General features: G+C 61.0%; 21 protein-coding genes. 6 read left to right on the forward strand and 15 right to left on the reverse strand.

Annotation, left to right across the window (positions count from 1 at the left end; translation table 11 throughout):
• Positions 1-391: 391 nt before the first annotated feature.
• Positions 392-1,786, forward strand: coding sequence for a Fic family protein (locus tag L6D82_RS03490; protein ID WP_236188090.1), 1,395 nt, complete (start codon positions 392-394; stop codon positions 1,784-1,786).
• On the opposite strand, the gene L6D82_RS03495 is transcribed toward L6D82_RS03490, so the two are convergent.
• From L6D82_RS03495 to plsB, 3 genes are read right to left on the reverse strand one after another with little or no spacing between them, the layout of a single operon-like run.
• On the reverse strand, positions 1,783-2,472 hold the full coding sequence (locus tag L6D82_RS03495) for a DUF4197 domain-containing protein (RefSeq protein ID WP_236188091.1): 690 nt from the start codon (positions 2,470-2,472) through the stop codon (positions 1,783-1,785). The genes L6D82_RS03490 and L6D82_RS03495 overlap by 4 nt on opposite strands.
• A gap of 24 nt (positions 2,473-2,496) precedes the next feature.
• Positions 2,497-2,895, reverse strand: coding sequence for a YbaY family lipoprotein (locus L6D82_RS03500; protein WP_085605193.1), 399 nt, complete (start codon positions 2,893-2,895; stop codon positions 2,497-2,499).
• Positions 2,896-2,946: 51 nt separating this feature from the next.
• Positions 2,947-5,451, reverse strand: a complete 2,505-nt coding sequence (gene plsB / locus L6D82_RS03505) for a glycerol-3-phosphate 1-O-acyltransferase PlsB (RefSeq protein WP_236188092.1) — start codon at positions 5,449-5,451, stop codon at positions 2,947-2,949.
• Between the two features lie 237 nt (positions 5,452-5,688).
• Between plsB and L6D82_RS03510 the strand changes: the two genes are divergently transcribed.
• On the forward strand, positions 5,689-5,898 hold the full coding sequence (locus L6D82_RS03510; RefSeq protein ID WP_007954750.1) for a cold shock domain-containing protein: 210 nt from the start codon (positions 5,689-5,691) through the stop codon (positions 5,896-5,898).
• Between the two features lie 135 nt (positions 5,899-6,033).
• On the opposite strand, the gene L6D82_RS03515 is transcribed toward L6D82_RS03510, so the two are convergent.
• The 4 genes from L6D82_RS03515 to L6D82_RS03530 all read right to left on the reverse strand — a co-directional run bounded on the left by L6D82_RS03515 (position 6,034) and on the right by L6D82_RS03530 (position 11,137).
• On the reverse strand, positions 6,034-6,411 hold the full coding sequence (locus L6D82_RS03515; RefSeq protein ID WP_039769649.1) for a hypothetical protein: 378 nt from the start codon (positions 6,409-6,411) through the stop codon (positions 6,034-6,036).
• A 75-nt stretch (positions 6,412-6,486) separates the two neighbouring features.
• Entirely contained in the window at positions 6,487-7,296 is an 810-nt protein-coding gene (locus L6D82_RS03520) for a putative RNA methyltransferase (protein WP_096819640.1), read from the reverse strand.
• Positions 7,296-8,447, reverse strand: coding sequence for a succinyl-diaminopimelate desuccinylase (dapE, locus tag L6D82_RS03525; RefSeq protein WP_011332670.1), 1,152 nt, complete (start codon positions 8,445-8,447; stop codon positions 7,296-7,298). The genes L6D82_RS03520 and dapE overlap by 1 nt, the downstream gene beginning before the upstream one ends.
• Before the next feature lie 98 nt (positions 8,448-8,545).
• The gene (locus tag L6D82_RS03530; RefSeq protein ID WP_102686548.1) at positions 8,546-11,137 is read right to left on the reverse strand and encodes a glycosyltransferase; all 2,592 of its coding nucleotides are present in this window, start codon (positions 11,135-11,137) and stop codon (positions 8,546-8,548) included.
• A 274-nt stretch (positions 11,138-11,411) separates the two neighbouring features.
• On the opposite strand from L6D82_RS03530, the gene tcdA reads away from it, so the two are divergent.
• A complete protein-coding gene (gene tcdA, locus L6D82_RS03535) occupies positions 11,412-12,230 on the forward strand; it encodes a tRNA cyclic N6-threonylcarbamoyladenosine(37) synthase TcdA (protein ID WP_039769652.1) in 819 nt (272 codons plus the stop codon).
• A 154-nt stretch (positions 12,231-12,384) separates the two neighbouring features.
• Here tcdA and L6D82_RS03540 read toward each other — a convergent pair whose 3' ends face one another.
• From L6D82_RS03540 to L6D82_RS03555, 4 genes are all read right to left on the reverse strand, one after another.
• Entirely contained in the window at positions 12,385-12,792 is a 408-nt protein-coding gene (locus L6D82_RS03540) for a SufE family protein (RefSeq protein ID WP_236188093.1), read from the reverse strand.
• Complete coding sequence (locus L6D82_RS03545) at positions 12,789-13,994, reverse strand: aminotransferase class V-fold PLP-dependent enzyme (protein WP_236188096.1); 1,206 nt, start codon at positions 13,992-13,994, stop codon at positions 12,789-12,791. Before L6D82_RS03545 ends, L6D82_RS03540 begins: the two co-directional genes overlap by 4 nt.
• Positions 13,995-14,119: 125 nt before the next feature.
• A complete protein-coding gene (dapD, locus tag L6D82_RS03550) occupies positions 14,120-15,154 on the reverse strand; it encodes a 2,3,4,5-tetrahydropyridine-2,6-dicarboxylate N-succinyltransferase (protein WP_085748103.1) in 1,035 nt (344 codons plus the stop codon).
• Positions 15,155-15,185: 31 nt separating this feature from the next.
• Positions 15,186-15,548 carry an ArsC family reductase gene (locus tag L6D82_RS03555; protein WP_003222107.1) on the reverse strand — a complete coding sequence of 121 codons (363 nt, stop codon included), beginning with the start codon at positions 15,546-15,548 and terminating at the stop codon, positions 15,186-15,188.
• 182 nt (positions 15,549-15,730) lie between these two features.
• Here L6D82_RS03555 and L6D82_RS03560 point away from each other — a divergent pair, with 182 nt between their 5' ends.
• Positions 15,731-17,362, forward strand: coding sequence for a Na+/H+ antiporter (locus tag L6D82_RS03560; protein WP_236188097.1), 1,632 nt, complete (start codon positions 15,731-15,733; stop codon positions 17,360-17,362).
• Positions 17,363-17,370: 8 nt separating this feature from the next.
• Here the strand turns inward: L6D82_RS03560 and L6D82_RS03565 are convergent, their stop codons facing one another.
• From L6D82_RS03565 to map, 4 genes are all read right to left on the reverse strand, one after another.
• Positions 17,371-18,099, reverse strand: coding sequence for a zinc metalloprotease (locus L6D82_RS03565; RefSeq protein WP_085748220.1), 729 nt, complete (start codon positions 18,097-18,099; stop codon positions 17,371-17,373).
• Between the two features lie 166 nt (positions 18,100-18,265).
• Positions 18,266-19,465, reverse strand: coding sequence for a succinyldiaminopimelate transaminase (gene dapC, locus L6D82_RS03570; RefSeq protein ID WP_102686552.1), 1,200 nt, complete (start codon positions 19,463-19,465; stop codon positions 18,266-18,268).
• 43 nt (positions 19,466-19,508) lie between these two features.
• On the reverse strand, positions 19,509-22,211 hold the full coding sequence (locus L6D82_RS03575) for a [protein-PII] uridylyltransferase (RefSeq protein ID WP_102686553.1): 2,703 nt from the start codon (positions 22,209-22,211) through the stop codon (positions 19,509-19,511).
• A 40-nt stretch (positions 22,212-22,251) separates the two neighbouring features.
• On the reverse strand, positions 22,252-23,034 hold the full coding sequence (map, locus tag L6D82_RS03580; protein WP_039769663.1) for a type I methionyl aminopeptidase: 783 nt from the start codon (positions 23,032-23,034) through the stop codon (positions 22,252-22,254).
• 374 nt (positions 23,035-23,408) lie between these two features.
• On the opposite strand from map, the gene rpsB reads away from it, so the two are divergent.
• Positions 23,409-24,146 carry a 30S ribosomal protein S2 gene (gene rpsB, locus L6D82_RS03585; protein ID WP_008052780.1) on the forward strand — a complete coding sequence of 246 codons (738 nt, stop codon included), beginning with the start codon at positions 23,409-23,411 and terminating at the stop codon, positions 24,144-24,146.
• A 190-nt stretch (positions 24,147-24,336) separates the two neighbouring features.
• Positions 24,337-25,200, forward strand: coding sequence for a translation elongation factor Ts (tsf, locus tag L6D82_RS03590; protein WP_011332682.1), 864 nt, complete (start codon positions 24,337-24,339; stop codon positions 25,198-25,200).
• The last annotated feature ends 159 nt before the right edge of the window (positions 25,201-25,359 follow it).

Here is a 25,359-nt window from a genome sequence, read left to right on the forward strand (position 1 = left end):
GCGGCTCACTTTTGCAAACGCCCAAAAGTAAGCAAAACGCTGGGCCCCGGCGTTCGGCCCCTCGCTGGGGCTCGGGGTTCCTTCGCTCCGGGATTCATCCGGGGGCATCGCCTCCGGTTTGCTTCGCTGCACCTCCTCTCGATGTGTTCGACTTCGTCGAACGGCGCTACGCGCCTACCCCCGGATAAATCCCTCCACTCAGCCGGCCGATGGGGCCGGCACGTCAAAAGCGTTACTCGAGCTAACGCTCATTGTGGTTTACGCCTTTATTTGCTCGTTGTAGGAGGGGGTGTTCTCTCCTACATGTTTTTCAGACGGCTCCGATATTGAGTCGCTGTGTTGGCGGTGCTGTACTCGAGGCTGTTTTTCAGCCTTGTTTGAGTCAGCGTTGATGAAGAAACCGCCGGTATTGAAGGGGCGGGCCGATCCGGTCTTTGAGTTCTTGATGCGCGCGCCTCACAAGCAGCGTCTGGCGGATTATCTTGCGTTGCTCAAGCCGCTGGATGATCAGGGGCGGTATCTGCCTTTTGAGGATTTGCGGTATCGCTGGGCCAGCGGGCTGGATTCGCGTTTGTGTTGGGCGTTGGTCAAGATGGCGCGGGTCGCTCAGTACATTCATCTTCTGCCTTTGGGGGAACCGGCGCAGTGGGGGAAGTTTGTGCCGACGCCCACCGCGCAGAAGGCACTTTCAGTGGTTGATCGGCAAACTACGACGGCGTCGCTGGAGTACATGACCAGCCAGATAGGCGAGCGGGCGCATTTCAGTTATTTGCTTAACGGTCTGATCGAGGATGAGGCGATCAGCAGCAGTCAGTTGGAGGGCGCCGCGACCACTACCCGTGTGGCCAAGGACATGCTCAAGCAACGGCGTCAGCCGCGTACGCCGGATGAGCGGATGGTCATGGGTAATTACCGGATGATGAATTTCGCCTGGGAAAAACGTTACGAGCCATTGAGCGTGGAGTTGATAGCGTCGATCCATCGAGTCGGTGTCGAAGGCATTGATGACGAGCGGTATGACCCCGGGCTTTTCAGGACCAACGATGAAGTGGTGGTGCAGGATGGCGAAGGGAATACCGTGCACACGCCTCCGCCTGCCGCCGGATTGGGGAGGCGGCTGGATTTGCTCTCGCAGTGGATCAATCAATCACAGGGCTCACCTCGGCAAAAAAACTACCTGCATCCGCTGATCAAGGCGATCACGCTGCACTTTGCCCTGGGTTACGAACATCCGTTTCGCGACGGTAACGGGCGGGTCGCCAGGGCGCTGTTTTACTGGTTCATGTTCAAGCATGATTTTTCGGCCTTCCGTTATATCGCGATCAGTCTTTTACTGCGCAACGCGCCGGTGAAGTACGGGCGGTCGTATTTGCACAGCGAAGCCGATGAGCTCGATCTGACGTACTTCATCGAGTTTCAGTGTTCGGTGATTCTGCGGGCGGTGGAGGGGTTTACCGAGGTGTATCGCAAGAGTGTGGCGTACAGCGAAAACTTCGAGCACTGGCTGACCTGTTCGGGCTTTTTTGATCGGCTGACAGAGCGGCAGCGAGCGATTTATCAGGTGGCCAGAAGTGGGGTGGCGAAGGAGTTCACGGCGGGGAACGTCAAGGAGCACCTTGGTTGTGCCTACAACACAGCGGTGTCGGCGTTGAGCGGGTTGGTTGAACTGCAGGTTTTCGAGAAGAAGAAAATGGGGCGCGAGTGGGTGTACTTTTTACGTGTATCTGCTGGTGGCGGATTGAACAACGGGAGTGAGACAGCTCACTCCCGTGCCGTGTCGGCTTAGAGCGTACCAAACACTTTTTTCGCCAGACTCGTCGCTGCAGCGGCCGGGTTCTTGCGGATGGTTTCTTCCTGTTTGCCGATCATTTCGAACAGGCCGTTGAGCGCTTGTTCGGTCACGTAGCTTTCGATGTTGGCGCTTTTTGCATCCACCACGCCGAAGGTTGCGGCCTGGCGGGCGAAGGCGTTGTATTTCTGGGCTACGCCGACTTTGTCGGTCGCCTGTTTGACGATGGGCAGGAACTTGGTGCGGATCTGTTCGCGGCTGGATTTGTCCAGGTATTGGGTGGCGGAGTCGTTGCCGCCGCTGAGGATGCCTTTGGCGTCTTCCACGCTCATTTTCTTCACGGCGTCGACGAGGATCGGCTGGGCCTGGGTGACGGCGGTTTCCGCGGCCTTGTTCATGGCGGTTTCCAGTTCGTCGACCTGGGCGCCCATGCCGAAGGCTTTCATCTTGCCGGCGACTTTGCCGAGTTTGCCCGGCAGTTCGATTTTCACGTCCGGGTTGTTGCTGAAGCCGCCCGGGGTGCCGAGTTGTTTGACGGCCAGTTGCGCGCCTTGGGTCAGGGCATCCTTGAGGCCACCGGTGGCGTCGCCTTGCGACAGGTCGCTGAGGGACAGGGCCAGTGCGTTGGCGGAGATCATCAGGCCCGCGCACAGGCCGGCGAAGCGAAGGGTAGGGCGGAGCATGGCGGCTTCCTTGTTCGGAGAGGGTTAGCGGGCGGCGTCGACGCGGATCTTCAGCGGCTGCGGATCCTTGCCATCGAGCTGCACGGCATGGTTTTCGGTGGTGATGAACATCAGCTCGCCGTTGACTTCGATGCGTGCGCTGACCGAGTAGCGGTGGCCGGGTTTGACCTGGGCCGGATCGTAGCTCAAGTGGAACGGCAGCGGCACCTGGCCTTTGACCGGGCCTTTCTGTTCGTCGAGTACCACGGCCGGAGCGTCGGCCAGCGAAACGTCCTGCAGGCTCACGCTCAAGGTCGCACTGGGCGGCAGGGCGATGCGTTGCAGGTAGAACACTTCGCCGTCGAGGCTGACTTTGCCGGCCGGTGAGGTCGACTGGCAGGCGCTGAGCAGGGTAGCGGCGGCCAGCAGGGAAAGTTTTTTCATCGGAGATCTCCGTATCGACGGCGCCAGAAGAAGCCTGGCGCCTGTAGGAATTTAGTCGCTTTGCACAGGGGCGGCGACCTGATCGGCCGCATCTTCGCTGCGATGCAGGGCTACCTGACGGATCGACAGGCGAATCTCCGCCGGCAACACCCGTTTGGCCGCACCCTCGGCCAGTTCGCCGAGCAGTTCGTGGTAACTCAACTTGCCGGCTTCGTCGCGACGCAGCACGTCGAGGTCGAGCATGGTCTGAATGAAGTGGCGGAACAGGCTCTTGTCGAAGAATTCCGGCGCGTTCAGACCGTGCAGGATCGACAGGCGCTGGGCCATGACCGTGCACAGGTCTTCCAGTTCTTCGGCGCTGATGCTGTTCTGGCCGCTGTTGAGCAGCAGGGAAACGGTCATGTAGAAGCGTTGCAGGGTCTGGGCGATGCTCTTCGACAGCAGGGTCAGCAGCACGAAATGCCGCGAGCTTGGTGCCGGGCGCAGGTACACGTCTTTCTCGAAACGCAGCAGGCCTTGTTCGACGAACGCTTCCAGCCACTGATCGATCACTGCATCCAGTTCGTCCAGGGTCCAGCGGATGAACAGTTCCGATTGCAGGTACGGATACAGCGCGCGGGTGTAGCGCAGGATCTGTTCGCGGCTCATGCGCGATGTGCTCTGGAAGAAACTTGCCAACAGCGCCGGCAGGGCGAAGATGTGCAGCACGTTGTTGCGGTAGTAGGTCATCAGGACGGCGTTCTGCTCGTCCAGATACAGAATCTTGCCCAGCGCATCGTTCTGCTCGGACAGCAGATCCATGTCCTTCACATGCTCGATCAGCGCGCGGCCATCGCCTTCCGGCAAGGTGGTGTGCGGCGAGTACGGGACCTTGCGCAGCAACGCCAGATACAGATCCAGCACCCGCGCCATGGCCCGATCGTCGAGTGCCAGGCGCGTAGTCGAGAGCAGCGCCAGCGCCACCAGGTTGACCGGGTTGATCGCCGCCGCTTCGTTCAGGTGCTGCGCGACTTTTTCGCCGAGGCGATTGGTGGTTTCGTTGAGCCACGCCGGTTTGTACTGTGGGCCGAGTTCCTGCTGGCGCCAGTCCGGCTGTTCGCTGTCTAGGAATTCCGCAAGTTTGATCGGCTCGCCGAAGTTCACCGCCACCTGGCCGAAACGCTGCTTGAGCGCGCCGATGACTTTGAAGATGTCGAAGATCGACTCTTTCTTCTTGCTCGCGCCACGCAGTTCGCCGAGGTAGGTGCGGCCTTCGAGCACGCGCTCGTAACCGATGTACACCGGCACGAACACGATCGGCATCCGCGACGAACGCAGGAAACTGCGCATCGTGATCGCGAGCATCCCGGTTTTCGGTTGCAGCATGCGCCCGGTGCGGGAGCGACCGCCTTCGACGAAATACTCGACCGGGAAGCCTTTGGTGAACAGGGTGTGCAGGTATTCGTTGAACACCGAGGTGTACAGCGGATTGCCCTTGAACGTGCGGCGCATGAAGAACGCCCCGCCTCGGCGCAGCAGGCTGCCGATCACCGGCATGTTCAGGTTGATCCCGGCGGCGATGTGCGGCGGGGTCAGCCCATTGCGAAACAGCAAATACGAAAGCAGCAGGTAGTCGATGTGGCTGCGGTGGCACGGCACGTAGATCACTTCGTGACCCTGGGCGACCTTCTGCACGCCTTCGATGTGGTTGACCTTGATCCCGTCGTAGATCTTGTTCCAGAACCAGCTCAGCACCACTTCCAGAAAACGGATCGCGGTATAGGTGTAATCCGAGGCGATCTCGTTACCGTAGCGCAGGGCCTGGGCCTTGGCTTTTTCCGGGGAGATGTTTTCGCGCTCGGCTTCGTCGAGGATCGCTTGCTTGACCAGCGGCTGGTTGAGCAGGCCTTTGACCAGGTTGCGGCGGTGGGAAATGTCCGGGCCGATCACCGCAGCTTTCAGGTTGCGGAAGTGCACCCGCAGGATCCGCTGGGCCATGCGCACGGTGCGTTCGTGGCCCTTGTTGTGTTCGATCAGTTCGCGCAGGTGGATCGGTGCGGAGAATTGCACACGAGTCTTGCGTCCCAGAATCATGATGCTCAGCAGCCGGCGCAGGCGTCCGGTGACGGCCCAGCTGTCGGCGAACAGCAGTTTCCATGGGCTGTTCTCGCTGTCCGGCGACTGGCCCCAGAACACGCTGACCGGAATGATCTGTGCATCTTCGGCAGCGTTCTGGCTCAGGGCGCTGACCAGGCGGGTCAGGGTCGGCGGCGCGCCGCGCTTGTCCTGGCGGCCGAGCCAGTCCGGGTCGGGCGTCAGGTAGAAGAACGCCGCCGGTTCGATCAGCGAACCCACGGACACCGGCAGCACCGGGCGCGGCAGACCGGCCTTGGTGCACTCGGTGTCGACCACCGCCAGATCAGTCAGCGATGGGTTTTGCAGGACGTAGAACACCGGACGACTGCGGTCTAGGTTGAGGGTGAACGACGACTGGTTGATCGTCTCGGAGCGAACCCAGAGATACAACAGTCGGCGCAAGGTGCCAAACACAAGACGGCGGAACGGGGAACGGGTCATACGGCTTCTGCGTGAGTGGATAAACCGAGCGTTTGCTCGGGAGGGCGACAGTTTGCCGGATTACTCGAAAATCGGCAAAAAAGCGGCGAAGTAATCTCCTGTTGAGAGTTTTGCCGCCTGTCATATACTCGGCGATCTGTCGCCGGGGCCCTTTTATGGACGTCGGACGCAGGCTGACGTTCCGCAAAGGCTTTCCTGCGAAAAGCCTGTTCAATAATAAAAAAGGAGTATGAACAGATGGCAACACGTGAAACCGGCAACGTGAAGTGGTTCAACGACGCCAAGGGCTACGGCTTCATTCAGCGCGAAGACGGGGTGGACGTGTTCGTGCACTACCGCGCGATCCGTGGCGAAGGCCACCGTTCGCTGACCGAGGGTCAGCAGGTTGAATACGCGGTGGTGGAAGGGCAGAAGGGGTTGCAGGCTGAAGACGTTGTAGGCCTGTAACGCAAATCTTCAGAACACCAAAAGCACTGTGGGAGCGAGCTTGCTCGCGATGGGGTCCTTTCAGTCAACATTGATGTTGAATGTCCGACCGCAATCGCGAGCAAGCTCGCTCCCACAGGTTTTGTGCATTGTCTGTTACGCAGTTTTCCAGGTGATCTCTTCTTCACCATCGGCGCTGATCCGGATCCAGCGATCTGCCGTCTCTTCACCTTCTTCCTCGACCCACGTCCCCGGTGCGCAGCGCACTTCGACGTTCAGCGCGGCAAAGGCTGCGCGGGCGCAGGCGATGTCGTCGTCCCATGGGGTCGCATCACTTTCCAGATACAGGCTGTTCCACTTGCCCACGGCTTTCGGCAGCCAGGTCACCGGGATGTTGCCGGCCTTGCACTTGTAAGTCTGGCCTTTCTGTACCCAGTCGCTGCACGGGCCGAGCGCGGCGCCCAGCCAGGCGGAAATGGCCTTGTGGTCGACGTCGGCGTCTTTCAGGTAAATCTCGATGTCCGGTTGGCGCATGGATGTCCTCACTGCGGGTCTGAAAAATCCATTCGCGGATTTAGCCGGCCCCGGGTCGTTGCCCGAGACCAAAAGTTATTGAAGAACGAAATAATCGTAGCGCATCGAGACAGTGGTCACGAACGGCTCGGGCTGTTCGATCACCGCCGCGCGGCGCTCGGCACTGGCGCGCCAGCCGTGGGGCGTCATCGCCAGCAGGTTGGCGCGATCCTCGGGCTTGTCCAGCGTCAGTTTGAATTCCAGGGTTTCACTGTGCGCCAGCGCCATGCCTTCCGGCACCAGGGCCAGATGCTTGTCGTCGGTGTATTCGCGCACTTCGTCGTACAGGCGTTCGCGCAGTTCCATCAGATGGCCGCTGGTCGGGCCGACTTTCATCAGGCCGCCGCCGACGCTGAGCAGGCGCTTGGCTTCTTCCCAGTCCAGTGGACTGAAGACACTGGCCAGAAACTGGCAGCTGCCGGAAGCCAAAGGCACCCGGGCCATGCTGGCGATCAACCAGGTCAGCGCCGGATTGCGTTTGCAGGCGCGCTTGACCGCCTCCTTCGAGATATCCAGCGCGTAACCGTCAGCATCGGGCAAAGCCTCGGCGATTTGCGCGGTGTAGTAACCCTCGCCACAACCGATATCGACCCAACGGGCTGGCGCATAACTCGCCGCCAGTTCCGCCAGACGCTTGGCCACCGGCGCGTAATGCCCGGCGTTCAGGAAGTCGCGGCGGGCCTCGACCATCGCCTGATTGTCGCCGGGATCGCGGCTGTTCTTGTGTTGCACCGGCAGCAGGTTGAGGTAACCCTGGCGCGCACGGTCAAAGCGGTGGCCGGCAGGGCAGACCACGCCGTTGTCCACCGCGTTCAGCGGTTCACTGCAGATCGGGCACGCGAGCATCAGGCGAGCAACTTGATCAGGGTCTGGTAGTAGATCTCGGTCAGCACGTCGAGATCGGCCGCCAGTACGCGCTCGTTGACCTGGTGGATGGTCGCGTTGACCGGGCCCAGCTCAACAACCTGCGTACCCATGGTCGCGATGAAACGACCGTCGGAGGTGCCGCCGCTGGTGGATGCCTTGGTCTCGCGGCCGGTGATGTCCTTGATGCTCGAAGACACCGCGTCGAGCAGTGCGCCCGGTTCGGTGAGGAACGGCAGACCGGACAGCGCCCAGTCGATGTGCCAGTCCAAGCCGTGCTTGTCGAGGATGTCGGCGACGCGTTTCTGCAGGCCTTCGACGGTCGATTCGGTGGAGAAACGGAAGTTGAACACCGCCACCAGGTCGCCCGGAATCACGTTGGTCGCGCCGGTGCCGGAGTTGACGTTGGAAATCTGGAAACTGGTCGGCGGGAAGAAATCGTTGCCGTGATCCCAATGCTCGGCGGCCAGTTCGGCCAGAGCCGGAGCCGCGAGGTGGATCGGGTTCTTCGCCAGGTGCGGATAGGCCACGTGGCCCTGCACACCGCGCACGGTCAGTTTGGCGCCGAGGGAGCCGCGACGACCGTTCTTCACCACGTCGCCCACCAGCGTGGTGCTCGACGGTTCGCCGACGATGCACCAGTCCAGGCGCTCGTTACGGGCTGCCAGACGCTCGACCACTGCCTTGGTGCCGTGATGCGCCGGGCCTTCTTCGTCGCTGGTGATCAGGAACGCAACCTTGCCCTTGTGATCCGGGTAGTCGGCGACAAAACGCTCGGCTGCCACAGTCATCGAGGCCAGGCTGCCTTTCATGTCCGCCGCGCCACGACCGCAAAGCATGCCGTGCTCGTCGATCACCGCGTTGAACGGGTCGATCTGCCAGGCAGTCACCGGGCCGGTCGGCACCACGTCGGTGTGACCGGCGAAGCACAGCACCGGGCCGTCGCCTTTACCGTGAGTCGCCCAGAAGTTATCCACATCTTCGATGCGCATCGGTTCCAGCTGGAAACCGGCATCGCCCAGGCGCTGCATCATCTGCTTCTGGCAATCGGCGTCGACCGGCGTCACGGACGGACGGCGGATCAGGTCGATGGCGAGTTGGAGGGTCGGCGAAAGGTCGGCGTGGGCCGTCATGGAAAACTCCGAAAGCTGGGGGGCAAGGCGCGCAAAATGGCGGTTATCTTAAAGCAAAACGGCGACCATTGGCCGCCGTTTAGTGCATCCGGAAGGATTTAGACCACCGGTGCCGGTTCAGGCGCAGCCGCAGGTTTTGGCAGCGACGACAGGAACGCCATGATCAGCGCCGCCACGTACGGCAGCGACTGTACCAGCAGCATGGCCACCCAGAAGCGCATGTCGTTGCTCGGAATGCCCTGCACCAGGAAGATCCCCAGCGCCGCGCCCCACAACAGCAGCATGATGAACAGCTCTTCCCGGGCCTCGGAAATCGCCACCCAGAAACCATGGTTGTCGGCGTTTTTCGGGGTGCGGAAGAACGGGATGCTGCTGGTGAAGAAGCCGTACAGCACCGCTTTGGCGATGGTGTGCGACAACGCCAGACCGGCCAGTGCCGCGCAGAACGCATCCTTGAGGTTCACGCCCACCGCGCGACGGTAGAGGAAGATGATCTTGCCGACCTTGAACACGAACAGCGCCAACGGCGGGATCGCGAAAATCAGCAGCGGCGGATCGACCCGTTGCGGCACGATGATCATCGCCGCCGACCACAACAGCGCGCCGATGGTGAAGAAGATGTTCATGCCGTCCGCGACCCACGGCAGCCAGCCCGCGAGGAAGTGGTAACGCTGGCCGCGAGTCAGCTCGGTGTCCTTGCCGCGCAGCAGGCTGCGGGTGTGACGCTTGATGATCTGGATCGCGCCGTAGGCCCAGCGGAAACGCTGTTTCTTGAAGTCGATGAAGGTGTCCGGCATCAGACCCTTGCCGTAACTGTCGTGGTAATACGCCGCCGACAGGCCTTTCTCGAATACCCGCAGACCGAGCTCGGCGTCTTCACAGATGCACCAGTCGGCCCAGCCCAGTTCTTCCAGAACCGAGCGACGGGTCATGGTCATGGTGCCGTGCTGGATGATCGCGTCACGGTCGTTGCGGGTGACCATGCCGATGTGGAAGAAGCCTTTGTATTCGGCGTAGCAGAGCTTCTTGAAGGTGCTTTCGTTCTGGTCGCGGTAATCCTGCGGCGACTGCACCACGGCGATTTTCGGATCGGCGAAGTGCGGCACCATATGCTTGAGCCAGTTCGGGTGCACGCAGTAGTCGGAGTCGATCACCGCGATCACTTCGGCGTCCTTGGCGGTGTGCGGGATCAGGTAGTTCAGCGCACCGCCCTTGAAACCGGCCAGGGGCGAGACGTGGAAGAACTTGAAGCGCGGGCCGAGGGTTTCGCAGTAGTCGCGCACCGGTTCCCAGACCGCCGGGTCTTTGGTGTTGTTGTCGATGATCAGGACTTCGAAGTCCGGATAGTCGAGGTTGGCCAGGGCGTTGAGGGTCTGTTTGACCATCTCCGGCGGCTCGTTGTAGCAGGGCACGTGGATCGAGACTTTCGGGCGGTAGTCCGAATCGCCGACCACCGGCAGGAATTCACGGCGACGCTTGTGAATCCACACCGCTTCGGCCAGTTCGTGGGCCTCGGTCAGCAACACGATGAACACCCCGAGCGCACCGAGCGCCAGCAGGAAACCCACCGTCAGGCTGAACCACGTGCTGTATTGCTGGCTGTAGTCGTAGCCGATCCACACCAGCACCGAGCCGCAGAGGAACGCGATAAAGGTCAGGAAGGTACGGCCGCGCTGACGCAGGGCCGAGCCGTCGATCATCAGCAGCGTCAGCGACAACAGCGCCAGCACCACCGAACCGATGGCCAGCACGCGCCATTGCGGGATCGCCACCACCGGGCCTTCGAAGTTGAATTTCTGCTGGCGCGCGGCGTTGAACACGCCCCAGTAAGCGCCGACCGAACCTTCATCGCTGGCCTTCCACGGCTGGTCAAACGCTTCGATCACGAAGTAGTTGAAGCCCTGGCGGTTGAGTTTGTTGACCAGCGTGCGCAGGTAGATCGCCTGATCCGCCGGCGACGCGTCGGCGCCACCGCGCATGCGGCCGTTGCTCGGCCAGCCCACTTCGGACAGTAGCAGCGGCTTTTTCGGGAACATCTTTTTCAGGTCGCGGGCGCGGTCGAAAACGAACTGCCCGGCCTTGTCCACCGGAATGAATTCCCAGTACGGCAGAACGTGCGCGGCGATCAGGTCGACGTGCTTGGCCAGTTCCGGGTGCTCTTCCCAGACGTGCCACTGTTCGGAGGTGGTCACCGGCACTTTCACCGCTGCGCGCACGCGGTCGAGCAGCACGCTGAGTTGTTCGGCGGTGATTTCCTTGCGGAAGATCGCTTCGTTACCGACGACTACGCGAACCACGCTGCGCGAAGTGTTGGCCAGTTCGATGGCGCGGGTGATTTCCCGCTCGTTGCGTTCCTGGTCTGGGCTGATCCAGATCCCGAGGGTCACGCGCAGGCCGAATTCTTCCGCCAGTTTCGGGATGTCCTGCAGAGAGCCGTCGACCGAGTAGATGCGGATGTTGTCCGTCAGCTTGCTCATGATCTCCAGGTCGCGGCGCATTTCATCGTCGGACGGATACTGATCCTTCTGTGGGAACTGTCCTTGCTGGAATGGTGAATAGGAAAAACCGGAGATCTGCTCCGGCCAGTTCGGCGCGGAGACGGGGCGGTTGATCAGCGCCCAGAAACCGGTGAACAGGGCGGCGATTGCCAGAACCACCACCAGGTTGAGTCCAAATTTACGCGATGACATAGCTGTGTCGGGTTCCAAAGGCTGTGGAACGGAGGGTCGGCTGGTTGACGCCAAGAGGGCGCGCATCCTACACCGGCAGTTCGCCGACTCCTACAAGAGACAGGGAAATGCCGGACGTTGGGCAATCCAACCCGACTTAAGTTCTTTCGTTTCAGCGTGTAAGACAAATCTTTGTTACGTGCAGCTTTAATTAAAGCAGGCGCGTTCGCCGTTCATAGCGCAAAGATGCTCTTGGCCGCCGACGGCCCTATAATGCGCGCCGGTTTTTAGGGTAATGGTCATGAGTACAGAAGATCCGCGGTTTGCAGGCATCGCCCGTTTGTATGGCATCGAGGGCCTCGAGCGTCTGCGCGCAGCCCATGTGGCGATTGTCGGCGTTGGCGGCGTCGGCTCCTGGGCGGCGGAAGCCATGGCCCGTTGCGGGGTGGGCGAGATTTCGCTGTTCGACCTCGACGACGTCTGCGTCAGCAACGCCAACCGTCAGTTGCATGCGCTGGACAGCACCGTCGGCAAGCCCAAGGTTGAGGTGATGGCCGAGCGTCTGCGCGGGATCAACCCGGACTGCAAGGTGCACGCCGTGGCGGACTTCGTCACCCGCGACACCATGGCCGAATACATCACGCCGAACATCGACTGCGTGATCGACTGCATCGATGCGGTCAACGCCAAGGCCGCGCTGATCGCCTGGTGCAAACGGCGCAAAATCCAGATCATCACCACCGGCGGCGCCGGCGGGCAGATCGATCCGACGCTGATTCAGGTCTGCGACCTCAACCGTACATTCAACGATCCGCTGGCCTCGAAAGTGCGTTCTACGTTGCGCCGCGATTATGGTTTCTCGCGCACCGTGACCCGCCATTACAGCGTGCCGTGCGTGTTCTCCACCGAACAGCTGCGCTATCCGAAACCGGACGGCAGCATTTGCCTGCAGAAGAGTTTTGTCGGCGACGGTGTGAAGCTGGACTGCGCCGGCGGGTTTGGCGCGGTGATGATGGTGACGGCGACGTTCGGCATGGTCGCGGCGACCAAGGCGGTGGACAAAATTGTGGCGGGTGTTCGGCGCCCGGCGGATCGGGTCAAGCCTCAGGCCTGAAGCCCAGCGCTGCGTGACCGATCGTTCCCACGTCGAGGCGTCGAACCGTCCGCGTGGGAATGCCTCAACGGACGCTCCGCGTTCGGCTCTTGATTTGGGACGCAGAGCGTCCCGGGCTGCATTCCCACGCGGAGCGTGGGAACGATCAGTACGATCAGTCAGGGGCGAGTTCACGCATCCGCTGCAACACGGCATTCAAGCCATTGCTGCGCGATGGCGACAACTGCCGCGACAGCCCAAGCTGATTGAACCAGTCCGGCAGATCAACCAACTGCAACTCGCCAGCGGTCAAACCGTTGACCCGCAACAGCAACAACGCCACCAACCCGCGAATCATCCGTGCATCGCTGCTCGCCGCGAATTGCCAGCGGTCGTCGCGCAATTCGCCAACCAGCCACACCTGACTTTCACAGCCGTGCACTCGATTGGCCTCGCACTTGTCCGCATCGCTCAACGGCGGCAGACGATCGCCAAACTGCATCAACAATCGCGCCCGCTGTTCCCAGCCGGCGGCGTTCTGAAACGTTTGCAGCGCCTCGGCGGCCTCGACCGGCAGGCTCATCGCAACAACTCCAGAGCCTGATCCAGCGCTTCAAAAAAGCGCTCCAGATCCTCGGAATCGTTGTACAGCGCCAGCGACACGCGAATCGCCCCGGCCAGTTCGAAACGCTTGAGCAGCGGCATCGCGCAGTGGTGCCCGGCACGCACGGCGATGCCCTGTTCGGTCAACAAGTGCGCCAGATCGGCGTTGTGCACGCCATCGACGACAAAACTGGCCAGCGCCAGTTGCGGCTTGCCCAACAGACGAATGCCATTGCGGGCGGCGAGGCCACGTAACAGGTAATCGTGCAGCGCCGCTTCGTGGGTGGACACCGCGTCCTGATCCAGACCCGCGAGGTAGTCGAGAGTCGCACCGAGGCCGATCACGCTGGCAATCGGCGGCGTTCCCGCTTCGAAGCCCAGCGGTGCAGGGCGGAAACGGGATTCGTGATAGTTGGCTTCCAGCACCATCTCGCCGCCGAATTGCCACGGGCGCAGTTGTTCGAGCGCTGCGTTGCGCCCGAACAGCACGCCGAGGCCATCGGGGCCGTACAACTTGTGGCTGGAAAACACGTAAAAGTCGCAACCAAGGGCCTGGACGTCATGCCGACCGTGGACCACACCTTGAGCGCCATCGACCACGGTCAGCGCGTTGTACGCCTTGGCCATCGCCAGCAGCGCCGGCAATGGTTGCCATGCACCAAGCACGTTGGACAACTGGCTGACCGCCAGCAAGCGAGTGCGCGGGCCAATCAGGTGAACGGCAGCGGCGAGGTCGATCACACCGTCATCGTCCAGCGGCAGGATTATCAGCTTCAAGTCGCGACGTTGTGCCAGTTGCTGCCAAGGCAGCAGGTTGGCGTGATGCTCCAGGGCGCTGATGACAATTTCATCGCCCGGATGGAAAAGATGTTCCAGGCCATAGGCCAGGAGATTCAGCGCACTGGTGGCGCCGTGGGTGAAGATGATCTGCCCGCTGTCACCGGCATTCAGCCACTGGGCAACCTTCAGGCGACTGTCCTCGAACGCCTGCGTGGCGTGGGCACCGGGCAGATGTTGGGCACGATGCACGTTGGCCGCGCCATTGGCGTAGTAATGCGCCAGCGCGTCGAGCAGGGCCTGGGGTTTTTGCGTGGTGGCGGCGTTGTCCAGGTAAGTCTGGTCTTGCCGTTGCAGGGCGGCGATGGCCGGGAAGTCGGCGCGCCAGGGGGAGGGAATCATCACGGTTTCAAGCCCTGGTGAAGATGGGCGGGTTAACGCCGAACCCTGTGGGAGCGGGCTTGCCCGCGATGGCGATCTTTCGAACGCCATGGCAAACAGGCCGGCTCCCTCAGGTGAGCTTCTGGCGCTTAGTTGTGAGCGTGCAGTGCTTCGTTCAGTTCGATCGCCGATTTGTGGGTCTTGCATTCCACAGCGCCGGTTTCCGAATTGCGACGGAACAGCAGGTCGGTCTGACCAGCCAGTTCACGGGCCTTGACCACTTTGACCAGTTTGTTGTGCTCGTCCAGCAGCGCCACCTTGGTGCCGGCGGTCACGTACAGGCCCGACTCGACGGTGTTGCGGTCGCCCAACGGGATACCGATACCGGCGTTGGCACCGATCAGGCAGCCTTCGCCGACCTTGATCACGATGTTGCCGCCGCCCGACAGGGTGCCCATGGTCGAGCAGCCGCCGCCCAGGTCCGAGCCCTTGCCGACGAATACGCCAGCGGAAACGCGGCCTTCGATCATGCCCGGGCCTTCGGTGCCGGCGTTGAAGTTGATGAAGCCTTCGTGCATCACGGTGGTGCCTTCGCCCACGTAGGCGCCCAGACGCAGACGCGCCGCGTCAGCGATACGCACGCCGGCCGGTACTACGTAGTCGGTCATTTTCGGGAATTTGTCCACCGAGAACACTTCCAGCAGCTCGCCGCGCAGACGGGCTTCGAGTTGCAACTCGGCCAGTTCGCTCAGGTCGATCGCGCCCTGGCTGGTCCAGGCCACGTTCGGCAGCAGCGGGAAGATCCCGGCCAGGCTCACGCCGTGCGGCTTGACCAGACGATGGGACAGCAGGTGCAGCTTCAGGTAAGCCTCAGGGGTCGAGGTCAGTTGCGCGTCTTCGGCCAGCAGGGTGGCGACCAGCGGCTTGTGGCTTTCAGCCAGACGGGTCAGCAGCTTGCCTTGTACCGCGTCGATGCCTTTCACGGCTTCAGCCAGTTGGGCGGCTTGTGCGGTGGTGAAGGTGATCGCCTGGTTGCCTTCGGTGTAGCCGAGGATCGGTGCAACAGCGGCAACCAGTTCGGCCGAAGGGTTCAACAGCGGCTGGGCGTAGAACACTTCCAGCCAAGCACCTTGACGGTTCTGGGTGCCGACGCCGAAGGCAATACTGAACAGGGAGTTGGACATGTGAATACCTCTACAAAAAGTGACGGGCTGCTTACTTGAGGGCGGCCGCGTAGATATCTGGCTTGAAGCCAATCAGGGTTCGGTCACCGAGATCGAGCACCGGGCGCTTGATCATCGAGGGTTGAGCGAGCATCAGTTCGATGGCTTTCGACTGGTCGAGATCGGCTTTGCGTTCGTCGTCGAGTTTGCGAAAGGTCGTGCCTGCGCGGTTCAACACCGTTTGCCAGCCATGTTCGTCGCACCATTGGGTCAGGTGCTCACGGTCAATGCCGGCGGTCTTGTAATCGTGGAAGTCATAGCTGACAGCGTGTTCATCGAGCCAGGTGCGCGCCTTTTTCATGGTGTCGCAGGCTTTGATGCCGAAAAGGTGCAACGTTTTGCTTGAAACGGTCAAGGAATTGCCCCCTTTACAGGTGCTGGAAAAAAATGGTGTCGGATTATGCCATGACCAGACGGTTTCGCGGCGCCGAGGTTGCTTTTACGGAGGGGGCCTGCGACATAGGTGCAACGGTCAGCCACAGCCTAAGCGGCTAATATGGCAGTTCAACGCTGTCGATTGTCCGGGATTTCCGCTTTATGCAAACCGCTTATACCGTCCTGATCCTGCTGATGCTGGTCAGTGTCTCGCGCCTGGTAGGACGGGTGATTCCGCTGCCGCTACCACTGGTACAGATCGCCGCCGGCGCCTTGCTGGCCTGGCCGACCCTCGGCCTGCACGTGGCCCTCGATCCTGAACTGTTCCTGTTTCTGTTCCTGCCGCCGCTGCTGTTTTCCGATGGCTGGCGCATGCCCAAGCGTGAATTGTGGCGCCTTCGCGGGCCGGTGCTGACGCTCGCGGTCGGGCTGGTGCTGTTCACCGTGGTCGGTGCCGGCTACTTCATTCATTGGCTGCTGCCGACGATTCCGTTGCCGGTGGCCTTTGCACTGGCGGCGGTGCTGTCGCCGACCGATGCGGTGGCAGTTTCGGCGATTTCGCAGAACCGCTTGCCAACGCCGCTGATGCACATGCTGCAAGGCGAGGCGTTGATGAATGATGCCTCGGGCCTGGTGACATTCAAATTTGCCTTGGTTGCCGCGGTGACCGGTGCGTTTTCCCTGGCCAATGCCAGTCTGACCTTCGTGCTGGTGGCAGTCGGCGGGCTGGCGGTCGGTGTGGCACTGAGCTGGCTGGTCGGCCGGTTGCGCGCCTGGATGATCGCCCGGGGCTGGGACGATCCGGCGACCCACGTGGTGTTCATGTTGCTGCTGCCGTTTGCCGCTTACGTGCTGGCCGAACGGCTTGGCGCGTCGGGCATCCTTTCGGCAGTGGCGGCGGGGATGATGCAGAGCTGGCTCGATCTGCTGCCGCGCCAGACCAGCACGCGTTTGCTCAACCGCAGTGTCTGGTCGTTACTGGAATTCGCCTTCAATGGCCTGATCTTCCTGCTGCTGGGGCTGCAACTGCCGGACATCATCAAGGCGGTGGTTAGCCACGAGAGCTCGTTGTGGCCGACCCTGTTCTATCGCTGTCTCGATGTGGTGGCGATCTTCCTGGCGCTTGTACTGTTGCGTTTCATCTGGGTACAGAGCATCTGGCGCCTGTCGGTATTGCTGCGCCGCCTGCGCGGCAAGGGAGATCTGACGCAAGTGCCGACCGCCCGTTCCTGCTGGCTGCTGACCGTCGGTGGCGTACGCGGTGCGGTGACCCTGGCAGGCGTGATGTCGGTGCCGATGCTGATGGGCAGCGAGGCGTTCCCCGAGCGCGATCTGCTGATCTTCATCGCCGCCGGGGTGATCCTGTTGTCGCTGGTGGCGGCGTGCATTGCGCTGCCGTTGCTGTTGCGCGGCATCGAAAAGAGCCCGGACGACAAACGCCGTCAGGAAGTGCGCGACGCCTGGCGCAAGACGGCGGAAGCAGCGATTCATGCGCTGGAGACCGAAGAGGTCAACCCGCAGGATGCCGCGCAAGCCGCGCTGGCCGCGGAGCTCAAGGCCCGGATCATGTCCGAGTATCGTCATCAACTGGAGGTGTTCAACGATTCGGCCGAAGCCCAGGCGCTGGCGTTCCAGATGGATCTGCTGGAGCGCCGCCTGCGACTCAAGGCGCTGCGCGCGCAACGCCTCGAGTTGTACAGCCTCAGCCGTCAGCACCAGATCGGTGATGATGTGTTGCGTGAAGTGTTGGGCGAGCTCGACTTGAGTGAGGCCAACCTGGGACAGGTCAAATAGGCAAAGCGTTACCTGGGATAGAGCAATCTCATCAGGCGTTTGTCTTTCTTGCTGATCGTGCGGTTGATCGGCACCTCCCAGTTGCCCACCGTCAAGGTGTTGGCCACGGGGTGGTGCATGATCGACCTGCGGTCGTAGGCGGTGTAGATCGCGTCCAGCGTGTCGAAGGAAGCGAACAGGTTTCTGTCGACCTGCTCCTCGGTCAGCGGGTTCATCTCGCGATTTTTGTAGAACTCGTACACCTTCGGTTTATCCCACGGAATTTTTGCCTGTGGGTGTTGGTGTTCATGCAGCGCGCCCAGCGCATGACCGAACTCGTGCATCACGATCACTTCAAAGTCCTGGTGATCCGGCTTTACGCCCAGGTTCATGGTCGGATAGTCCGGATGAATCAGCAGCGCATCGGTGCCGAGCATCGAACTGTTGTCGTTGTTTTTAGTAGCGATGCGGATGTCGCCCAACAGGTCATCGACGAATTCAAACGTGAGATTGATGTACGGCAACCACTGGCTGGCGGCATCGATGATCTTCTTCTTGTGATCGGTATCGGGCGCGTCCATGAAGGCGATTTTCAGTGTGCGGCCGTTAGCCCACAGTTTTGAGTAGTTGACGACGGAGCGCTTGCGGCGAGTGCCGGTCGCGGTGCCGGCATTGGCCGGGTTTTCGTTGATGGCGGCTATATACGCCGCCTGATCGTCGGGCCATTGGTTGAGTTGGCAATCGAGCAGTTCTGTCATTTTCACTTCTTCCATGAAGTCAAAGATCGGTTTTTAGTAAGGCGCAGCGAATGGCGCCGCTCAAGACTAACGTCTGGCGGGCAGGGGAGTGGGGTAGAAAAGAAGGGGAACTGTTACGTGATATTTGACCACCCGTGCCGGATTGCCCGGCACGGGCGTTCAGGCATTACTTGTGGCGCAGGACGAAATCGCGGATGCGCTCGGCAGCTTCGACGCATTCCGCCAGCGGCGCAACCAGCGCCATGCGCACGCGCCCGGCACCCGGATTGACGCCATCGACGTCACGGGACAGGTACGAACCCGGCACCACGGTCACGTGCTCTTCGGCAAACAGATTGCGGCAGAACGCGGCATCGTCGCCTTGCACATTCGGCCACAGGTAGAAGCTGCCATCCGGACGCTGCACGTCCATCACCGGGCTGAGGATCGCCAGCACGGCATCGAACTTCTCGCGATACAGCGCTCGGTTGGCGCGCACGTGCACTTCGTCATTCCACGCGGCGACGCTGGCCAGTTGGGTCTGAACCGGCATCGCGCAGCCGTGGTAGGTGCGGTACAGCAGGAAACCTTTGAGGATGTCGGCATCGCCGGCAACGAAACCGGAGCGCAGGCCCGGCAGGTTCGAACGCTTGGACAGGCTGTGGAACACCACGCAGCGTTTGAAATCCTTGCGACCCAGTTCGGCGCAGGCGCTGAGCAGGCCCGGCGGCGGAGTCTGTTCGTCGAAGTACAGTTCGCTGTAGCACTCGTCGGCGGCAATCACGAAGTCGTATTCGTCGGCCAGGGCGATCAGCTTTTTCAGCACGTCGACCGGGATCAGCGCGCCGGTCGGGTTGCCTGGCGAGCAGAGGAACAGGATCTGGCAGCGTTTCCAGATGTCCGGCGAAACCGCGTCGAAATCCGGGTTGAAGCCGTTCTCGTCCAGGCACGGCAGGTAATGCGGCTTGGCGCCGGCGAGGAACGCCGCGCCTTCGTAGATCTGATAGAACGGGTTCGGGCTGACGACCAAGGCGTCATCGCCACGGTTGACCACGGTCTGCGTGAAGGCGAACAGCGCTTCACGGGTGCCGTTGACCGGCAGCACGTTGCGCGCCGGGTCGATCCAGCCGCTCGGCACGTTGAAACGACGTTCGCACCAAGCCGCGATGGCTTCGCGCAGGGCCGGAATGCCGAGGGTGGTCGGGTACACCGACATCTGCTCCAGATTGTTCGCCAGCGCCTCGGCGACAAAGCTTGGCGAGCGATGCTTCGGTTCGCCAATGGACAGCGCGATCGGGCGCTTGTCCGGGTTTGGCGTGACGCTGCCGAGCAGGGCGCGGAGCTTTTCGAACGGGTAGGGCTGAAGCTGGGACAGAGCGTTGTTCATCGGTGCGGGATCTCGTGCAAAGCGGTTGAATCCGGGCGCGCAATCAAATGCTGATGCGCGACAGTTTGATATCGGGTTCCTGATTGACGCTCAGCTGTTCGACGATGGCATCCTGCAAACGGCTGCACAGCAGCGGGTCGGACAGCGGTTGATTGTGGGCGTCGGTGATGAAGAACACGTCTTCCACCCGCTCGCCCAGGGTGGCGATCTTGGCGTTCTGCAGCGACAGGTCGAACTCGAGGAAAATCCCGCCGACCCGTGCCAGCAGGCCCGGGCGATCCGGCGCGGTGAGTTCCAGCACGGTCACCGGACGCTGGGCGTCGTTGTGGATCGTCACCTGCGGGGCGAATGCGAAATGCTTGAGCTGGCGCGGCACCCGACGCTGGATGATCGTCGGGTAGTCGGCCGGGTTGCGCAGCGCTTCGGTCAGGCCGTCGCGAATCTGTTTGACCCGGACCGGATTGTCGCCGATCGAGTCGCCATCGGTGTCGAGCACGATGTAGGTGTCGAGGGTGAACTGGCTGCTGGACGTGATGACCCGGGCGTCGTGAATGTTCAGGTTGAGCTGGTCCATCGCCGCCACGGTCACGGCGAAGAAATCGTGCTGGTCCGGCGCATAGATGAAGATCTGCGTGCCGCCCTCGAACTCGCGCTGGGTGGTTTCCTTGATCAGCACCAGCGGACCGCCGTCGGCCGGTTGCTGAAGGATCGCGTCGGTGTGCCAGGCCACGTCGCCGGCGGTGTGGCGCAGGAAGTAGTCATCGCCCAGTTGCGCCCACAATTGCTCGACGTCATCCGGATCGGTGCCGCCGCGCACCAGAATGTCCAGTGCCGCACTTTGGGTCTGGCGGATCTGCTCTTCGCGATCCACCGGATTCTCCAGGCCACGGCGCAGGGCGCGCTTGGTCTCGGTGTAGAGCTGGCGCAGCAGGCTGGCACGCCACGAGTTCCAGAGAGTCGGGTTGGTCGCGTTGATGTCGGCCACGGTCAGCACGTACAGGTAGTCGAGACGGGTTTCGTCACCGACTGCCTGGGCGAAGTCATGGATCACCTGCGGGTCGGACAAATCCTTGCGTTGGGCAGTGGTCGACATCACCAGGTGGTTCTGCACCAGCCAGACGATCAGGCGGCTGTCCCAGACCGGCAGTTGGTGCCGCTGGCAGAACGCCTCGGCATCGACCGCGCCGATCTCCGAGTGATCGCCATGCCGGCCCTTGCCGATGTCGTGATACAGGCCCGCCATGTAAATGAGTTCAGGCTTGGGCAGTTTCGCCATGAGCTTGGCGGCCAGCGGGAATTTCTCCGACACCTGGGTGTACTGCAACTTGCGCAGGTGTTTGATCAGGTTCAGCGTGTGCGCATCGACCGTATAGATGTGGAACAGGTCGTGCTGCATCTGCCCGACGATAAAGCCGAACTCCGGCAGATAGCGCCCGAGAATGCCGTAGCGGTTCATCCGCCGCAGGTTGCGGTGAATGCCGATCTTGCACTTGAACAGCTCGATGAACAGGCTGGTATTGCGGATGTCGTTGCGGAAGTTGTCGTCGATCAGGTGGCGGTTTTCCCGCAGCAGACGAATCGTGTCGGCGCGTACACCTTTGATTTCCGGCTGCTGGGCCATCAGCACGAAGATCTCGAGCATGGCAAACGGCGTGCGGCGGAATACGTTGTCGTTGCGAGCTTCGATGTAGCCGTCGTGCAGTTGGAAACGCGAGTTGATCGGCTGCGGCGGCGCTTCGTCTTCCGGGGCGAGGATGACTTCCTCGAAGTGCTGGATGATCAGGTCGCTGAGCTGGGCGATGCTCATCACCACCCGGAAGTACTGCTGCATGAAGTTTTCGACGGCCTGTTTGGCGTCGTCGCCTTCAAAACCCAGCAGCCCGGCGATGGTGCGCTGGTGATCGAACAGCAGGCGGTCCTCGGAGCGACCGGCGAGCATGTGCAGGGCGTAACGCACCTTCCAGAGGAATTCCTGGGAGGAGGCCAGCAAGGCGTTTTCGCTCTCGACCAGAAAGCCTTCGCCGGCCAGGGCCCGCAGGTTCAGGGTGCCGTACTGACGACGGGCCACCCACAGAATCGTCTGGATATCCCGTAGTCCGCCAGGCGAGCCTTTGACGTTGGGTTCCAGGTTGTATTCGGTGTCGTTGTACTTGTGGTGGCGAGCCTTCTGTTCGGCGCGCTTGGCCAGGAAGAAATCCTTGCTCGGCCACATGTGTGCGGTGCTGGTGACATCGAGCATGCGCTGGCGCAGGCGCTCGGGGCCGCAGATGGTGCGGCTTTCCATCAGGTTGGTGACCACCGTCAGGTCGGCGCGGGCCTCTTCGGCGCATTCGTCGACGGAGCGAACGCTCTGACCGACTTCCAGGCCGATGTCCCACAGCAGCGTCAGAAAACGCTCGATGGAATCGCGGAAAATTTCGTGGTCGGCGCTGTCCAGCAGGATCAGCAGGTCGATGTCGGAATAGGGGTGCAATTCGCCGCGACCGTAGCCGCCGACCGCGACCAGCGCGATGTCGGCGTCTTCGCTCCAGTCGAACTGGTCCCAGGCCTTTTGCAGGATGTTGTCGACGAACCAGGCCCGGTCTTCGATCAGCCGTCGGATATCGCGACCGGCCCGAAAGCGTGCATCGAGCACTTCGCGGGCCTGGCGGATCGCCTTCTTGAACGCCGCGATGGGACTCGCTTTCAGGGCCAGTTCAGCCTGGAACTGGCCACGGTCGAAGAGTTCGGGATCCACCTGCGGCATCGATTGGCTTTCCTTCTATAGGCTGGGAACGGTGTCTGGATCAGGCCGAGATGCGCGGGATGGTGTCGTCGCTGCGCAGGGTGAAGATCTCGTAGCCGGTGTCGGTGACAAGCAAAGTGTGTTCCCACTGTGCCGACAGCTTGCGATCCTTGGTGATCGCGGTCCAGCCGTCGCCCAGTACTTTGGTGTCGGCCTTGCCCTGGTTGATCATCGGCTCGATGGTGAAGGTCATGCCGGCCTTCAGTTCCATGCCGGTGCCGGCGCGGCCGTAGTGCAGGATCTGCGGCTCTTCGTGGAACACCTTGCCGATGCCGTGACCGCAGAACTCACGCACCACCGAGAAGCCGTTCTTTTCAGCGTGCTTCTGAATGATTTCGCCGATGTCGCCGAGGCGGCAGCCGGGTTTGACGATCTCGATCGCCTTGTACATGCATTCCTGGGTGACCTGCGACAGGCGCTCGGCCCAGACCGGCACGGTGCCGACGTGGAACATGCGGCTGGTGTCGCCGTGATAGCCGTCCTTGATCACGGTGACGTCGATGTTCAGGGTGTCGCCGTTTTTCAGCGGCTTGTCGTTCGGGATACCGTGGCAGACCACGTGGTTGATCGAGGTGCAGATCGACTTCGGGTAGCCCTTGTAGTTGAGCGGGGCAGGGATGGCCTGCTGCACGTTGACGATATAGTCGTGGCAGATCTGGTTCAGCTCATCGGTGGTCACGCCCGGCTTGACGTGTTCGGCAATCATTTCCAGCACATCGGCGGCCAGTTTGCCGGCGACACGCATGCCAGCGATGTCCTCGGGGGTTTTGAGGGTGACGGTCATACAGACTCTCTCTGCGCTCGGCGGCGCTTGCTGATACGAACAGGGGCGCGGCTGTTGGTTTGGCGGCCCCAAAAAACGCGATTCTAACAGACCAAAGGCGCAAATCCGCGCCTGCGTGCATCGCTTCTCTCTATACAATGCGGTGCATTGTCCCGATTCCAAGGGCGTGGCGCGCATGTCCCTGACGCGATTGCAGATTCCGGGTTCCGTTTGCGTCGTCCCTGTGGTATAAAATGCGCCGCTTTCCGGGGATAGCTCCGGGAGCATTAACCCACACACGTGTCGACACGATGGCCTGGGTGCCTTTGATCCTCGGATCAATGGTTGGTCATTGGGATACGTGGAGGCCCAACCCGACTTATCAAGGAACTATCATGTCCCAAGTCAACATGCGCGATATGCTGAAGGCCGGTGTGCACTTCGGTCACCAAACCCGTTACTGGAATCCGAAAATGGGTAAATACATTTTCGGCGCGCGTAACAAGATTCACATCATCAACCTTGAAAAAACCCTGCCAATGTTCAACGAAGCTCTGACTTTCGTAGAGCGTCTGGCCCAGGGCAAAAACAAGATTCTGTTCGTCGGCACCAAGCGTTCCGCTGGCAAGATCGTTGCTGAAGAAGCAGCACGTTGCGGTTCGCCGTACGTCGATCACCGCTGGTTGGGCGGCATGCTGACCAACTTCAAGACCATCCGTGCTTCCATCAAGCGTCTGCGTGACCTTGAAGTACAAGCCGAAGACGGTACTTTCGCCAAGCTGACCAAGAAAGAAGCGCTGATGCGCACTCGCGATCTTGAGAAGCTGGATCGCTCCCTGGGCGGCATCAAGGACATGGGCGGTCTGCCAGACGCACTGTTCGTGATCGACGTTGACCACGAGCGCATCGCGATCACCGAAGCCAACAAGCTGGGCATCCCGGTCATCGGCGTTGTCGATACCAACAGCAGCCCGGAAGGCGTTGACTACATCATCCCAGGCAACGATGACGCAATCCGCGCTATCCAGCTGTACATGGGTTCGATGGCTGACGCAGTCATCCGCGGTCGCAACAACGTTGCTGGCGGTACTGTAGAATTCGCAGCTGAAGAAACTCAGGCTGCAGCTGAGTAATTGACGCCCTGGCGTTGACTCAGTAAGCAAAAAGGGGGCTTGGCCCCCTTTTTGCCACCTCGAAAACCATTTGTCGGCAGCGCAGCTACAGCATCTGTAACGTGCAGCGGCTACAAGGTGTCTCGGGAAGAATTGAACGCCCGTTCGATCGGGTGGAATGGTTGAAAACCTATCCAAGAGGAATTTGAAAATGGCAGCAATTACTGCAGCGTTGGTCAAAGAACTGCGCGAGCGTACCGGCGAAGGCATGATGGATTGCAAGAAAGCCCTGGAAAAGGCTGGCGGCGACATCGAAAAAGCCATTGATGACATGCGTGCTTCGGGCGCGATCAAGGCTGCCAAGAAAGCTGGCAACGTTGCCGCTGAAGGCGCTATCGCAATCAAGGACGACGGCAAGGCTGCCGTTCTGATCGAAGTCAACTCGCAGACCGACTTCCTGGCTCTGCAGGACGACTTCAAAAACTTCGTTGCTGCCAGCGTTGACAAAGCATTCGCTGACAAGCTGACCGACGCAGCTCCGCTGATCGCTGCTCAAGAAGCCGCTCGCGAAGCACTGGTTGCCAAAGTAGGCGAGAACGTCAACATCCGTCGCCTGGTGCGCGTAGAAGGCGACGTAGTCGGCACCTACCTGCACGGCAACAAGATTGGTGTTGCTGTTGTCCTGAAAGGCGGCGACGTCGAGCTGGCCAAAGACATCGCAATGCACGTTGCTGCAAGCAACCCTGAGTTCCTGCTGCCTTCGCAAGTCTCCGACGAAGCGATCGAGCGTGAAAAGGCTGTGTTCCTGCAGCTGAACGAAGAAAAAATCAAAGGCAAGCCAGAAAACATTGTTGAGAACATGGTCAAAGGCCGTATCAGCAAGTTCCTGGCAGAAGCGAGCCTGGTTGAGCAGGCGTTCGTCAAGAACCCTGAAATCAAGGTTGGCGAGCTGGCCAAGAAAGGCGGCGCTGAAATCGTTTCCTTCACTTACTTCAAAGTAGGCGAAGGCATCGAGAAGCCGGTCGACAACTTCGCTGAAGAAGTTGCTGCCCAGCTGGCTGCCGCCAAGCAATAAGACGGTTTTTCAACTGTCGCCCGAAAGAGGCTGCCCGCTCACGCGCGCAGCCTCTTTTCAGATAGGGTTACCAATTTTTAATTGGTTTCCCCTTGGAACTGACTTACAAAGCCATGTTCCGATGGCGCTGAAGCAGCGCCAAGCTAGATTGAACGCCAG

It is taken from the genome of Pseudomonas paraglycinae (genome assembly GCF_021601625.1).
GTDB lineage: Bacteria > Pseudomonadota > Gammaproteobacteria > Pseudomonadales > Pseudomonadaceae > Aquipseudomonas > Aquipseudomonas paraglycinae.

What these genes read in the sequence shown, in the direction of transcription:
- L6D82_RS03490 (WP_236188090.1), top strand. Translation starts at nt 392, where the DNA reads ATGAAGAAACCGCCGGTATTGAAGGGGCGGGCCGATCCGGTCTTTGAG.
- L6D82_RS03495 (WP_236188091.1), bottom strand. Translation starts at nt 2,472, where the DNA reads ATGCTCCGCCCTACCCTTCGCTTCGCCGGCCTGTGCGCGGGCCTGATG.
- L6D82_RS03500 (WP_085605193.1), bottom strand. Translation starts at nt 2,895, where the DNA reads ATGAAAAAACTTTCCCTGCTGGCCGCCGCTACCCTGCTCAGCGCCTGC.
- plsB (WP_236188092.1), bottom strand. Translation starts at nt 5,451, where the DNA reads ATGACCCGTTCCCCGTTCCGCCGTCTTGTGTTTGGCACCTTGCGCCGA.
- L6D82_RS03510 (WP_007954750.1), top strand. Translation starts at nt 5,689, where the DNA reads ATGGCAACACGTGAAACCGGCAACGTGAAGTGGTTCAACGACGCCAAG.
- L6D82_RS03515 (WP_039769649.1), bottom strand. Translation starts at nt 6,411, where the DNA reads ATGCGCCAACCGGACATCGAGATTTACCTGAAAGACGCCGACGTCGAC.
- L6D82_RS03520 (WP_096819640.1), bottom strand. Translation starts at nt 7,296, where the DNA reads ATGCTCGCGTGCCCGATCTGCAGTGAACCGCTGAACGCGGTGGACAAC.
- dapE (WP_011332670.1), bottom strand. Translation starts at nt 8,447, where the DNA reads ATGACGGCCCACGCCGACCTTTCGCCGACCCTCCAACTCGCCATCGAC.
- L6D82_RS03530 (WP_102686548.1), bottom strand. Translation starts at nt 11,137, where the DNA reads ATGTCATCGCGTAAATTTGGACTCAACCTGGTGGTGGTTCTGGCAATC.
- tcdA (WP_039769652.1), top strand. Translation starts at nt 11,412, where the DNA reads ATGGTCATGAGTACAGAAGATCCGCGGTTTGCAGGCATCGCCCGTTTG.
- L6D82_RS03540 (WP_236188093.1), bottom strand. Translation starts at nt 12,792, where the DNA reads ATGAGCCTGCCGGTCGAGGCCGCCGAGGCGCTGCAAACGTTTCAGAAC.
- dapD (WP_085748103.1), bottom strand. Translation starts at nt 15,154, where the DNA reads ATGTCCAACTCCCTGTTCAGTATTGCCTTCGGCGTCGGCACCCAGAAC.
- L6D82_RS03560 (WP_236188097.1), top strand. Translation starts at nt 15,731, where the DNA reads ATGCAAACCGCTTATACCGTCCTGATCCTGCTGATGCTGGTCAGTGTC.
- L6D82_RS03565 (WP_085748220.1), bottom strand. Translation starts at nt 18,099, where the DNA reads ATGACAGAACTGCTCGATTGCCAACTCAACCAATGGCCCGACGATCAG.
- dapC (WP_102686552.1), bottom strand. Translation starts at nt 19,465, where the DNA reads ATGAACAACGCTCTGTCCCAGCTTCAGCCCTACCCGTTCGAAAAGCTC.
- L6D82_RS03575 (WP_102686553.1), bottom strand. Translation starts at nt 22,211, where the DNA reads ATGCCGCAGGTGGATCCCGAACTCTTCGACCGTGGCCAGTTCCAGGCT.
- map (WP_039769663.1), bottom strand. Translation starts at nt 23,034, where the DNA reads ATGACCGTCACCCTCAAAACCCCCGAGGACATCGCTGGCATGCGTGTC.
- rpsB (WP_008052780.1), top strand. Translation starts at nt 23,409, where the DNA reads ATGTCCCAAGTCAACATGCGCGATATGCTGAAGGCCGGTGTGCACTTC.
- tsf (WP_011332682.1), top strand. Translation starts at nt 24,337, where the DNA reads ATGGCAGCAATTACTGCAGCGTTGGTCAAAGAACTGCGCGAGCGTACC.